The 12,308-nt window shown below is 45.3% G+C and carries 15 protein-coding genes and 1 tRNA gene; 15 read left to right on the top strand and 1 reads right to left on the bottom strand.

Features of this window, described 5'->3' with window-relative positions; translation table 11 throughout:
* Positions 1 to 6 precede the first annotated feature (6 nt).
* The 15 genes from GCWU000182_RS02345 to yaaA all read left to right on the top strand — a co-directional run bounded on the left by GCWU000182_RS02345 (position 7) and on the right by yaaA (position 11,472).
* Positions 7 to 1,173, top strand: coding sequence for a nucleotidyltransferase family protein (locus GCWU000182_RS02345; RefSeq protein ID WP_023391136.1), 1,167 nt, complete (start codon positions 7 to 9; stop codon positions 1,171 to 1,173).
* A gap of 96 nt (positions 1,174 to 1,269) precedes the next feature.
* On the top strand, positions 1,270 to 1,821 hold the full coding sequence (locus GCWU000182_RS02340) for a YceD family protein (protein WP_023391135.1): 552 nt from the start codon (positions 1,270 to 1,272) through the stop codon (positions 1,819 to 1,821).
* A 38-nt stretch (positions 1,822 to 1,859) separates the two neighbouring features.
* A complete protein-coding gene (gene rpmF, locus GCWU000182_RS09765; RefSeq protein ID WP_083316332.1) occupies positions 1,860 to 2,039 on the top strand; it encodes a 50S ribosomal protein L32 in 180 nt (59 codons plus the stop codon).
* Positions 2,040 to 2,207: 168 nt separating this feature from the next.
* Positions 2,208 to 2,804 carry an ATP-dependent Clp endopeptidase proteolytic subunit ClpP gene (gene clpP, locus GCWU000182_RS02335; protein WP_023391133.1) on the top strand — a complete coding sequence of 199 codons (597 nt, stop codon included), beginning with the start codon at positions 2,208 to 2,210 and terminating at the stop codon, positions 2,802 to 2,804.
* Positions 2,805 to 2,970: 166 nt separating this feature from the next.
* Positions 2,971 to 3,043, top strand: a tRNA-Lys gene (locus tag GCWU000182_RS02330).
* 195 nt (positions 3,044 to 3,238) lie between these two features.
* Complete coding sequence (locus tag GCWU000182_RS02325) at positions 3,239 to 4,330, top strand: ABC transporter ATP-binding protein (RefSeq protein ID WP_023391132.1); 1,092 nt, start codon at positions 3,239 to 3,241, stop codon at positions 4,328 to 4,330.
* Positions 4,331 to 4,340: 10 nt separating this feature from the next.
* Complete coding sequence (locus tag GCWU000182_RS02320) at positions 4,341 to 5,159, top strand: ABC transporter permease (protein WP_023391131.1); 819 nt, start codon at positions 4,341 to 4,343, stop codon at positions 5,157 to 5,159.
* A complete protein-coding gene (locus GCWU000182_RS02315) occupies positions 5,152 to 5,979 on the top strand; it encodes an ABC transporter permease (protein WP_023391130.1) in 828 nt (275 codons plus the stop codon). Before GCWU000182_RS02320 ends, GCWU000182_RS02315 begins: the two co-directional genes overlap by 8 nt.
* Entirely contained in the window at positions 5,972 to 7,045 is a 1,074-nt protein-coding gene (locus GCWU000182_RS02310; protein ID WP_023391129.1) for an ABC transporter substrate-binding protein, read from the top strand. The genes GCWU000182_RS02315 and GCWU000182_RS02310 overlap by 8 nt, the downstream gene beginning before the upstream one ends.
* A complete protein-coding gene (locus GCWU000182_RS02305) occupies positions 7,045 to 7,434 on the top strand; it encodes a GtrA family protein (RefSeq protein ID WP_023391128.1) in 390 nt (129 codons plus the stop codon). The genes GCWU000182_RS02310 and GCWU000182_RS02305 overlap by 1 nt, the downstream gene beginning before the upstream one ends.
* A 222-nt stretch (positions 7,435 to 7,656) precedes the next feature.
* Positions 7,657 to 8,193 carry a GNAT family N-acetyltransferase gene (locus GCWU000182_RS02300; protein WP_023391127.1) on the top strand — a complete coding sequence of 179 codons (537 nt, stop codon included), beginning with the start codon at positions 7,657 to 7,659 and terminating at the stop codon, positions 8,191 to 8,193.
* 207 nt (positions 8,194 to 8,400) lie between these two features.
* On the top strand, positions 8,401 to 8,988 hold the full coding sequence (locus tag GCWU000182_RS02295) for a heavy metal-binding domain-containing protein (RefSeq protein ID WP_023391125.1): 588 nt from the start codon (positions 8,401 to 8,403) through the stop codon (positions 8,986 to 8,988).
* Positions 8,989 to 9,186: 198 nt separating this feature from the next.
* Positions 9,187 to 9,753, top strand: coding sequence for a LemA family protein (locus GCWU000182_RS02290; RefSeq protein ID WP_023391124.1), 567 nt, complete (start codon positions 9,187 to 9,189; stop codon positions 9,751 to 9,753).
* Between the two features lie 32 nt (positions 9,754 to 9,785).
* Positions 9,786 to 10,667, top strand: coding sequence for a TPM domain-containing protein (locus GCWU000182_RS02285; RefSeq protein WP_051372914.1), 882 nt, complete (start codon positions 9,786 to 9,788; stop codon positions 10,665 to 10,667).
* Between the two features lie 76 nt (positions 10,668 to 10,743).
* Positions 10,744 to 11,472, top strand: a complete 729-nt coding sequence (gene yaaA / locus GCWU000182_RS02280; RefSeq protein ID WP_035363934.1) for a peroxide stress protein YaaA — start codon at positions 10,744 to 10,746, stop codon at positions 11,470 to 11,472.
* 47 nt (positions 11,473 to 11,519) lie between these two features.
* Here yaaA and GCWU000182_RS02275 read toward each other — a convergent pair whose 3' ends face one another.
* Entirely contained in the window at positions 11,520 to 12,197 is a 678-nt protein-coding gene (locus tag GCWU000182_RS02275; protein ID WP_023391121.1) for a CpXC domain-containing protein, read from the bottom strand.
* Between the last annotated feature and the right edge of the window lie 111 nt (positions 12,198 to 12,308).

The raw sequence follows: 12,308 nt of genomic DNA, 5'->3' as shown, positions 1-12,308 counted from the left end.
TAGACCATGGCCCTGATAGGAATTTTGGCGGAGTATAATCCCCTACATCGGGGACATGCCTACCAACTGGACTGGGTTAAGCGACACTTTCCCCAGGATCAGATTCTGGTTTTGATAAGCGGCAATGTGGTCCAACGTGGTGAGTTTGCCATTATAGACAAATGGCATCGAGCTCAGGCTGCGGTAGCCGCAGGGGCGGATTTAGTGATTGAGTTGCCGACTCTAGCTAGCCTACAGTCAGCGGATTACTTTGGCCGACATGGGATGGCTATCCTAGCCAAGTTGGGTGTGGATAAGATTGTTTTTGGAACAGAAAGCGCCCAAATTGCTCAGCTTAAGGACTTCTTGACATGGGAAGATCAGCATCAGGCTCATATCGACAAGGGCATTCAAGAGGCCCTTAAGACAGGCTTAGCCTACCCCGCAGCCTATCAAGTGGCCATCCAGTCCCTGGCTGATTGGTCGGAGCTAGGTCCTTGGCAGGCCAATCACCAGTTGGGGCTTCAGTATCTTAAGACGCTCGCTCGACTAGCGCCTGATTGTCAGGTTTTGAGCCTGCCACGCTTACAGGAAACTCAGGATGGTCAGCCAATTCTGAGTGGGTCTTCTATTCGCCAAGCCTTTCGTCAGGGCCAGGAAGTGACGGCAGATTTAGTATCTGGTCTCCAGGGCCAACTGAGTTCTGAACTAGATGCGCCTTGGTCAGCCTACTGGCCTTACCTGCGTTATCAATTATTAGCCCAACCACTGGCTTCTCTAGAACAAATAGCCGGCGTCAAAGAAGGCTTAGCCAATCGGCTTAAGTCGCAAGCAGAGACTAAGGAAAAATGGGAGGACTGGCGTCAAGCTATGATTTCCAAACGCTGGACGCAAGCCGCCATTCAGCGAGTGGCCATGGCCATTCTCTTGCAAATTCCTCAGACGGCAGTGACAGCCTTCAACCAGGGATCGACACCCCAAGCCTTTAGATTGTTAGATGCCTCTCAAGCGGGGCGACCTTGGCTAAGTGCTTGGCGCAAGCGAGAGGGTTTAAGAGTCTTTAGTCACTATAAACCTGATTATGAGGGAGATTATGGCTGGAATTTAGTAGCAGACGCCATCTACCAGTTACGCCCGGGGGGACAAATTCAGTCGCAAGTCCAACCTAAACAAGTCCTCAGCTTTCTTCGATAAAAAAATTAGAAAGCTAGACTGAAAAGGGGCCAGAAACGATTGACAGGACCCCAAAATTTAAGTATAATACAAGAGTCGTTTTAGAGGTGATATTAGATGAAATGGACCTTACGTAAAATTCGCGACCACAAGGAAGAGTTGCTCCACTTCGATGTCGAATTGGATGTAGCAGCCAAGGTGCAAGCGATGGAACCGTCAATTCTCCATTTAACTCCCGTTCAAGTAACAGGTTATTTCGTTGCTCATGGACAGGAAATATTCTTGCATTGTACTGCAAGTACAGTAATGACATTGCCATCAACTCGCAGCTTAGAACCTGTACCGGTTCACTTACAAGTTCCGATTGACGAACGCTATGTGATGCCGGAATATGATGCGAATGCCGATGAGTACGAGGAGACGACAATTGTGCTCGAACACGATTATATCGACCTCGAGTTAGCAGTCATCGATGCCTTACTATTGAATCTCCCAATGCGTGTCGTTGGTGAAGAGGAAGAGACGGCTGCATTACCAAGTGGCAAGGATTGGGCTGTGTTGACGGAGACGGATTATCTAGCAAGTCTAGAACGTCAGTCATCGGAAGCAGGGGACCCACGCTTTGCTAATCTAAAAGCTCTATTAAACGAAGCCAATGCGGATGAGTAATCTTATTCATTCCACAAATTTTTCAGGAGGTGTAAACCATGGCAGTACCAAAGAGAAGAACTTCAAAAGCACGTAAAAACAGACGTCGTACCCATTTCAAATTAGTTGTTCCAGGAATGAACCCTTGTCCTGAGTGTGGTGAATTACGTTTAAGTCACCGTGTATGCTCAAACTGTGGTTACTACGACGGCAAACAAGTCGTAGCCAAGGAAGCTTAATTATAGTCATGATGAGGAAGTCATCCAATCGGGTGGCTTTTTTATTTTGCTCTTGGCTCTTGCCTAGCGGAGCTGAGAAAAGAGCATCCTGCTTGACCTTTATTGACCAAAAGGGTATACTGAGACAGTAGTAATCGGCTCAGAGCCGAATTCGAAGGAGGAAAGGGAATGAACTTAATTCCTACAGTCATTGAACAATCGTCACGTGGCGAACGCGCCTACGATATTTATTCACGACTCTTAAAAGACCGTATTGTTATGCTATCCGGTCCTATTGATGATGCGGTGGCTAATAGTGTAATTGCCCAACTCTTGTTCTTGGATGCCCAAGATCCTGACAAGGACATTTATCTCTATATTAATTCACCAGGTGGGAGTGTCTCTGCCGGTTTAGCTATCTTCGATACTATGAACTTCATCAATGCCGATGTACAAACTATCGTAATTGGGATGGCGGCTTCTATGGGGGCTTTCCTTCTAGCGGCAGGGGAAAAGGGCAAACGCTATGCCTTACCTAACGCAGAAGTGATGATTCACCAACCTTTGGGTGGAGCCCAAGGTCAAGCGACCGAAATTGAAATTGCCGCAAAGCATATTTTGAAGACTCGCGATACGCTTAACAAGATTTTGGCCGAACGTACTGGTCAAACCCTTAAGGTTATTGCCCGCGATACAGATCGCGACAACTACATGTCAGCTGAAGAGGCGGTTAAATATGGCCTGGTTGATGCCATCATGACCAATTCTAAGAATCTCAAAAAATAATCTTAAGTAGCGCGCTTGCCCATTAGGGCAGGCGCTATTTTGTATCTAGGTAGCTGCGTATAGGTTAGGTAAAAGCTAGAGAATTTTTTCGTATTTTCTTGACTTTAGGACTTGAAATTTGCTGAAAACAGGTGTAAGATAATGAAGTAAGCTATTTAAGCTTTACGGGGGTATAGCTCAGTTGGTAGAGCAAATGACTCTTAATCATTGGGTCTAGGGTTCGAGTCCCTATACCCCCATTGCACTCGCCTTTTGATAGGCGAGTTTTTTCTTTTTTCGGGCTGAGTTTAGTCTCAGTTTTTTACATTGTAATTCCCTACCATAACTGCTATAATCAAACTCAGTGAGGGGTCCCCTCATGGCAAAAAAACTACCCAAAAGGAGTCAATAATTGTCGAAAAAATAACCCCTATGGGGGCAACAGGAGCAATGTAATGAATAAAACGCAACACAGCGTGGTTCTCAAAGGCGTTACTAAGTCTTATGATGACCAGCAAGTCTTAAAGTCGATTGATATGGAGCTTGAAAAAGGCAAGTTCTATACCTTATTAGGTCCCTCTGGCTGCGGTAAGACAACTATCTTACGAATTATCGCAGGCTTTTCTTCGGCCACTAGTGGTCAGGTTTATTTGGATGGTGAGCCGGTCACAGACGTGCCTGCCAATCAACGGAAGGTCAATACAGTCTTTCAAGACTATGCCCTCTTCCCTCATATGAATGTTTACGACAATATTGCCTTCGGTCTATCTGTTAAAAAGGTAGATAAGGCAACAATTAAGGAAAAGGTAACGGAAGCCCTCAAGATGGTCCGACTCTCAGGTTATGAGAATCGTGCAATCTCTGAAATGTCTGGGGGTCAGCGCCAACGTGTGGCTATCGCCCGTGCCTTGGTAAATGAGCCAGAAGTGCTCTTGCTAGATGAGCCTCTATCAGCTTTGGACTTGAAGTTACGTACCGATATGCAGTACGAATTGCGTGAACTGCAACGTCGACTAGGCATTACCTTCGTCTTCGTCACTCATGACCAGGAAGAAGCGCTTGCCATGTCCGACTGGATTTTTGTCATGAATAACGGGGAAATTATCCAATCAGGGACCCCAGTAGACATTTACGATGAACCAATTAACCACTATGTTGCCGACTTTATCGGTGAATCTAACATTGTGGATGCCCGCATGATTGAAGATTACCGCGTAGAATTTGTTGGTAAGGTCTTTGACTGTGAGGATGCGGGTATTCCTGCTGGTGAAATGGTTGAGATTGTTATCCGTCCCGAAGATATCGACGTAACCACGCCTGAAAAGGGCAAGCTGATTGCGACCGTCGATACTATGCTTTTCCGTGGCGTCTTCAACGAAGTCATCGCCTATGACGAAGATGGCAATGAATGGATGATTCACACCACTAAGAAGGTAAGCGCTGGGTCCAAAGTAGGTCTCTTCTTTGAACCAGATGCCATCCACGTAATGCGCTTCAATGAGTCGGAAGAAGATTTCGATGCCCGCCTAGAACAGTACGAAGACTAGGAGGGGGCCTATGAACCGCAAGTATAACCATCTCTATGCCATTCCTTATTATCTCTGGCTAGGTCTCTTCGTTATTTTACCCTTAGTCTTAGTTTTAGGTTCTTCCTTCTTTGATATTCATGGGAACTTTACCTTGGCCAACTATGCTGAGTATTTTTCTTCTATTAACTATATCAAGATGACTATGAACTCCTTTATCTATGCTGGGCTCTTGACCATCATTACGCTAGCTCTTAGCTATCCTATGGCCTATCTGCTTAGCAAAACCAAGCACCGTCAGCTCTGGATGCTTTTGGTCTTGCTGCCAACCTGGATTAACCTCTTGCTTAAGGCTTATGCCTTCATCGGCCTCTTGAGTCAGACTGGCTCAGTCAACCAATTCCTGACCTTTATGGGGATTGGACCTAAGCAGTTGCTCTTTACCGATGCGGCCTTTCTCTTGGTAGCTGGTTATATCGAATTGCCATTTATGATTATGCCTATTTATAACTCTATTACGGAGATTCCACATTCCTTGATGGAAGCATCTTCAGACTTAGGGGCCTCAAAATGGGCGACCCTTCGTCGCGTTGTCTTCCCACTGTCTATGCCCGGCGTGCGTTCAGGGATTCAGGCGGTCTTTATTCCGTCCTTGTCCCTCTTCATGTTGACTCGTCTCATTGGTGGGAACCGGGTCATTACCTTGGGGACAGCCGTTGAACAACACTTCATGGTCACTCAGAACCGAGGCATGGGTTCCACCATTGGGGTCGTCCTCATGGTGCTCATGGTGCTAGTCATGTACTTAACCCGCGACCGTAAGGATAAGGGGGCTATGACTCATGAATAAGTTTTTTAAGTTTTCTAACCTATATCTCTGGTTTATGTTCGCCGTTCTCTACTTGCCAATTTTCTATTTGATTTTCTACTCCTTTAATGCAGGAGGGGATATGAATAGTTTTACTGGCTTTACTTTAGACCACTATACCAAGGTCTTTGGCGATACCCGTCTTATGATTTTCATTCTCAACACCTTCATTTTAGCCCTCTTATCAGCCTTGTTGGCAACAGCCATTGGGACTTTAGGGGCAATCATGATTTATTATTTGAGACAGAAATCTAAACGCCAGTTAGTACTGAACCTTAACAATATCTTGATGGTAACGCCTGACGTTATGATTGGGGCAAGTTTCCTCATTCTCTTCAGTCTCTTGGCCATTCAATTAGGTTTCTTCAGTGTTCTCTTGGCCCACATTGCTTTTAACGTCCCAATTGTAGTCCTTATGGTACTACCGCGTCTCTATGAAATGAATGATACCATGGTGACGGCTGCCCAGGACTTAGGGGCTAACTACTTCCAAGTCTTGACTCGAGTAGTTTTACCTAGCATTGCCTCAGGGATTATGGCCGGTTTCTTCATGGCCTTTACCTATTCTCTGGATGACTTTGCAGTCACCTTCTTCTTAGCTGGTAATGGTTTCTCAACCTTATCAGTGGAAATCTACTCGCGTGCGCGTCGCGGTATTAGCCTTGAAATCAACGCTATCTCTACTTTGATGTTTATCATGAGTTTGATTTTGGTAATCGGTTATTACTTCATCCAAACTGGGGAGCAACGCCGACTCAATCGTATGGCTAAGGCACAGAAGGGAGGCCGTCGCCGTGCGTAAGATTGTTCAAGGGATTCTAGCGATCCTGGCTATTAGTGCTGTCCTCTTCGGTGTTCGATATCAGTTGGAACATGCAGAAGGCTATACTGGTGACAAAGTTATTAACTTCTATAACTGGGGCGATTATATCGACCCAGAATTGCTCAAGGAATTTGAAGCTGAGACAGGCTACAAGGTCATCTACGAGACCTTCGATTCCAATGAGGCCATGATGGCTAAAATCCGTCAAGGTGGCACACCTTATGATATCACGGTTCCCAGTGAGTACATGATTCAAGAAATGATGAAGGAAGGCATGGTCTTGCCTTTGGATCATAGCAAACTCAGCAACTTACAGCATCTGGATCAACGTTTCTTGAACCTAGACTTCGACCCGGAGAACAAGTATTCTGTTCCTTACTTCTGGGGCACCCTTGGGATTGTATATGACACCAGCAAATACAGCGAAGAAGACTTCCAGTCATGGAATGATCTCTGGCGACCAGAATTGCGGAATGACATTCTGATTTATGATGGCGCGCGTGAGGTAATGGGGATTGGCCTCCAATCCTTGGGCTACTCTCTCAATGAAACGGATGATTTAGCGCTTGAGTTGGCGACAGTAAAGCTCAAGCAATTAATGCCGAACATCCGGGCTATGGTTTCGGATGAGATTAAGATGTATCTGTCTCAAGGCGAGGCTGGCGTTGGTATTACCTTTTCGGGGGAAGCCAAGACTGCCTTGGAGCGTAATCCTAAGCTAGCTTATACAGTGCCTAAGGAAGGTTCCAACATCTGGTTTGATAATATTGTCATTCCTAAAACAGCGCGCAATGTAGAAGGCGCCTATGCCTTGATTAACTACCTCTTACGCCCCGATGTGGCAGCGCGCAATGCTGAATATATTGGCTATGCAACTCCCAACAAGACTGCGATGGAGCAGTTACCTGAAGAGGTAACGCAAGACACGGCTTTCTACCCTGACGATGAACTCATTGCTCGCTTAGAAGTTTATAAGGGCTTGGGTCAATCCAAACTCGTTGAATACAATGACCATTTCTTAGAGGTCAAGATTGAGGCTAAATAGTGAAAAATAAATTATCGACTCAAATTTTGAGCTTTCTGGTGGTCGGCGGACTCTCAACACTAATTGACTTTGCTATTGTCTATGGTCTTAATGGTATCCTGGGCTGGCACTATCAGTTAGCGGTCATTATCGCTTTTATCCTAGCTACCATCTTCAATTACTGGGCAAGTATGCGTTTCACTTTCGAAAGCAAGTTTAGTCCGGAACAAAAACATCAAGAGTTCTTGCTTTTTCTAGTCCTAAGTATACTTGGGCTGGCTCTAACCGCTGGACTCATGTGGGTGGCAGTCGATGCCATGCATTGGCCGGTCATGCCAGCTAAGGTGGCGGTGACAGCTGTTGTCATGGTCTTTAACTTCCTGACTCGTAAACTCTTGCTAGAAAAATAAAGGCTTAAGCTGACATCCCAGGATGTCAGCTTTTTTGTGGTTAACCCGAAGTGCTGTAAGAATATTGTGACTTTGAGAAGGGTTATAGCTAAATTATTTATGCGTTTCAGTCTTTATATCTTGATGAACTGTTTCCAAGCCAGTAGAATGAAGGTAACAATTTTATCTGCCAATTATCCTTGAGATTATAAAAAGCAGATTAGCATAAGAAGGTGAATAAACGTGACTCAGAATATTGAATTAGTCTCTTTTAATGAAAACAAATTGCGAGCCGTTTGGGAGTTGGGATTTCGTGATTCGGAACCTGAGTGGGCGCGTTGGGATGCACCTTACTTTCAAGAGTATCAAGCATATGAAAGCTTTGAAGACTTTGCCTCTAGTGGTGTAGCAGCTTTTCTCTTAAGTGAGCGTGTGCGTTGTATCCAAGTAGAAGGCCAAGCAGTGGGAATGGTCTCCCGAACTTGGGAAGATCGACAAACTCGTTGGATGGAAGTAGGGATTGTCATTTATGATGCCAATCGCTGGAACACTGGTGTGGGGCGGAAGGCTTTGGAGAAGTGGACGACCAATACTTTCGCTCGCTTTCCTGAATTAGAGCATTTGGGCCTAACGACTTGGAGTGGGAATGCCCGTATGATGAGTTGCGCAAAACGTCTCGGTTGGCAACAAGAAGCCTGCATCCGTCGCGTTCGCTACTGGCAAGGGACCTACTATGATAGCGTCAAGTATGGGGTCCTCAGAGAAGAATGGGGAAAATAATAGCTGAGAACCCACTGAGCCCTTGGCTTGGTGGGTTCTCTTGTCTTCAGTTATTGATTGCTTATGAAGATATGTTCGAATTCCTTGTTCCCCAAAAGCATGAGTAGTAAAATTAGATTATCCACTTCCGCATATGAAACTTATTTTAGTAGTGAATAAAGGATGGCTCTCCCCCAAAATAAAAGGAAGCAGAAAGGTAGATGAAATATGAAAATTAAAGACATTGTACGTGACTATGACTTGGACAAAGAGGCTTTTGAGGCCTTCCTTCAAGACCAAGGAATTGCAGTGAAGTTTTCTCTTACCGGCTCCTATCTAGAAGATGATGTGGACCTCAATTATTTATTGGACCAATTTCAGAACTATTTGGCTGACCAAGATGAGGAATTTGCTGATCAACTTGCCCAGCAAAAAGAACGGGAGCAAGGAATTGCTAATATTGTAGTGACTACGGGACAGGGATTTGATGGCTATACTATCACCCATTATGGCGGCCCTGTAGCCAGTGATTTAGCGCATTCTATCGCGCGTGGCGTGGATGGTGGGCGTGGAGACAATGCTTTAGGTGACCCTGCTCAAAGTTTGGTAGATGTTATGGAAGAAGGGCGTATTCTTACCTTAGCCCATCTCAAGGAACAGGCCTATAATCTTGGTTGCAATGCCATTATCAACCTTAAATTTGATTATGTGACCTTAGAACCAGAAACAGTCAACACCCAAGGAGGTACCACCTATCTTCCATACGTATTCTGTGTTACCGCCTTAGGGACGGCAGTCTACGCGGATGAAATCTAATCAGCCAAGCGCATCATTTCTGATCCTAAATCAACCCGCTGAACCTTATGGTTTGGTGGGTATTTTTTCATTGAGCTAGTAAATTTAGGTGAACCTCAAAGAATAGGACCTAAGTCCTATTCGCTGAGCCCCGTCATATGGTATAATCATCTTGTCCTTGAAATGAGAAGTTGATTCAGAGGACAGGAGGATTATAATATGAAAAAAACGTGGTTATTTGTGATTGCTGTTCTGGCAGTCATCGCCTTTGCCTTAGGTGGTACCTATAACGGCCTAGTATCATCGCAAAATGCAGTTACTCAAGCCCAGTCGGATGTGCAAGTTGATTTGCAACGTCGCTATGACTTAATTCCTAATGTAGTCAACAGTGTGAAGGGTTATATGAGTCATGAATCAGAAATCTTCGAGAAAATAGCGGATGCCCGTGCTAAGATTGGTTCTGGTAATGCGTCAGAAGCCGAGCAAGGCCAGTCTGACTTATCATCAGCTGTGTCCCGTTTATTGGTTTTAACAGAGAATTATCCAGATTTGAAGGCCAATCAACAGGTAGAAAATCTTATTACTGAATTGGAAGGCACTGAGAACCGTATCAAGACCTCTCGTGGGGTTTTCAACGAAGTAGCAACCAAGTACAATACAAAGGTTCGTTCCTTCCCAACTAACTTGGTAGCGGGAATCTTCGGTTTCCAACCGGTGAACTTGTATCAAGCAAGTAGTGATGCGCAAGTAGCACCAACAGTAGATTTGAATTTTTCTAGCCGTTAAGGCGACAGTAAGTCCTATGAGGAGGCATGACCATGAAAACTAAAAAATGGCGAGGATTCCTACTCTTGCTCGGATTTGTTTTCTTGTTTATGGTGGGGTGTGGCGCTAAGACCAATAACTTACCGGATAAACCTGAGCGGTCGGTTGTAGATGAAGCCAAGGTTTTGTCTCAGGATACTTTAGCCTATATTGACCAGGTCAACCGGCAACTGGCTCAGACCTCAGAGCAGTATCAAATTGGGGTCTATCTGCCAGATGATCTCAAAGGTTTTAGCATTGAAGAGCTAGCCAACAAGGTAGCTAAGAAATGGCAAGTCGGTTTCTCTGGCACTGACAATGGAATATTGCTGGTGGTCGCGCCTAATGACCGCAAGATGCGGATTGAGACGTCAAATAAAGCGGCTGAAGCCTTACCCGATGTGGCGGCCAAACGAATTTTGGATTCTGCCAAGAGTGAACTCAAAGCTAAGGATTATAATCGAGCAGTGCGTCTGCAGATACAGGGAATCATCCAGTATCTAGGATTGTCGGATAGCCAACTGACCCAACTTGGGGTGACTAACTCGGCACGTGCCGAGCATGAGACAGCCTTGCGTTGGTCTAAGAGCCCTTGGCGTTTTGTTGCCAGTGCTTGGCCACTCTTTCTAATTTTACCTTTTGGCATACCACTTGGTATTCGTCTCTTACGGCGACGCCGTGGCGCCTTCCGCTGGTCCGATGACGATGATGACTTCTTCGATGGATTCTGGGGTAGCGGTGGTAGTGGCGGTATCCTAGGCGGTTGGTGGACCTCTGGTAGCTCCGGCTCTGGTAGTTCCAGCTCTGGCTCTGGTTCAAGTGGTAGTTCAAGTGGCAGTTCCGGCGGTTGGGGCGGTGGCGGCTTCGGCGGCGGCGGTGCTTCCAGTGGCTGGTAAAGTAATCAAATAGCTAAGGCTAGATTGAACCTATCTTCTGTGATATAGTAGGAAAGAAGAGATGAGGAGGATAAGCATGAAATTTCTTATACCGAGTGCCAAGCAGATGTCAGGCTTGTCTGATGGCAAGTTAGTTGAGTTAGCGCCAGCTAGCCAGGCTGTATTAGCTCAATTAGTTGATTTATCAACTGAAGAATTGGCTAAGTTTTATGATATTTCTGACGCTCAAGCTGTTACCGAGGCGGAACGCTGGCAGGCCTTGGCGGCAGGAAAAGTGGCGTCATATCCTGCCATGGATTTATACGATGGCCTAATGTATCGTCAATTCAAGCCGGTACTTAAATCAGATAAGTCTCGAGATTTTGCCAGCCAGCATGTCTTAATCGCCACTTCGCTCTATGGCTTGATTGCGGCTAATGCCCTGATTGCGCCGCACAGATTAGATTTCATGAAATCTCTCAAGGTTAATGGAAAGTCCCTAAAAGCCTACTGGAAGTCACAGTATGATGAATCTATAAGTGTCAATCATGATGAAGTCCTCGTGTCGCTTCTGTCATCAGAATTTGAACAAGTCTTTAGCCCGACTATACGGCGACGCTTCTTACGAATTCAGTTTCTAGAAGAAGCGGGGGGGCGATTCAAGCGCCATTCGACTATTTCTAAGAAAGGACGCGGGCAACTACTAGCTTATTGTATAGAACATCAAGTCCAGACTCTAGAAGCACTCCAAGCTGCTAAGTTTGATGGCTACAGCTACCGGGCAGATTTATCCAGTGAACTAGACTGGGTCTACGTTAAAAAATAGCTAAATAAGCCAGCCCCTTAGGGGCTGGCTTATTTAGCTAGTATAGGCTATTTTTCATTATCACTAATCGAGTCACTTTCAGGTTTCTTACCTTCTAACAAATCTAGCGCCCAACGGTAGCCAATATAGTGGAAGTCACCACGCAGGTCTTTTTCCAGGATTTTGCGATATTTGCCCTTAACGAAGTCAATGAGCTTTTGGTGTAAGTCGACCAGAATTTGATCTTGATCGGTCACATAGAGGATACGTTCCGCTCCTTTGTTAGGATAGTAGTAGCGCGCCTTAACTGGTGTATCAGGTTTCTCAGTTGCGAAGAGTCCGTCCGTCAAAATTTTGACTGCTTCAATGATGCGGTCATCATGGCCAGATTCGAGGATTTGAATCTTCTCTAGTAATTCAGGAACGGTAGTTACTAAGCGTAGTTGGTAGTGGTCTAGGGAGAAGTTGAGCCCTTCTAAGATTTGCTCCAAGTCTTCTTCTAGGTGGTCCTTATCTTCCAGATAATGAGGTAGGAGAAAAATCATATAGGCAGCTTGCGGGTTATGGTAGAGAAATTGATAAGTTAGCTGACGTTCAGCACCACAAGTAGGACACTCGAAGCGGAAGAGTTGGCCTTCGAATAACTCGCGCACTAAAGGCGCTTGGGTCTTGCTATTAAGGTGAGTAGGGTAGTCTTTATCTACGTGGGTCTGACAGACAGGGCAAGTCAGGTGGAGTTCAGGCATGAAAAAGCCTCCTTCATCAATCTTTCTTATATTATATCAAAAAAAAATATGAAATCTATCTCAAGCTACTTAGATTAGAAAAAATGTGGTACAATAGGAATGTAAGGGTGC

The sequence above is a fragment of the Abiotrophia defectiva ATCC 49176 genome, from assembly GCF_000160075.2.
In the GTDB taxonomy this organism is placed as follows: Bacteria; Bacillota; Bacilli; order Lactobacillales; family Aerococcaceae; genus Abiotrophia; species Abiotrophia defectiva.
This window is presented reverse-complemented; position numbering and strand designations above follow the sequence as displayed.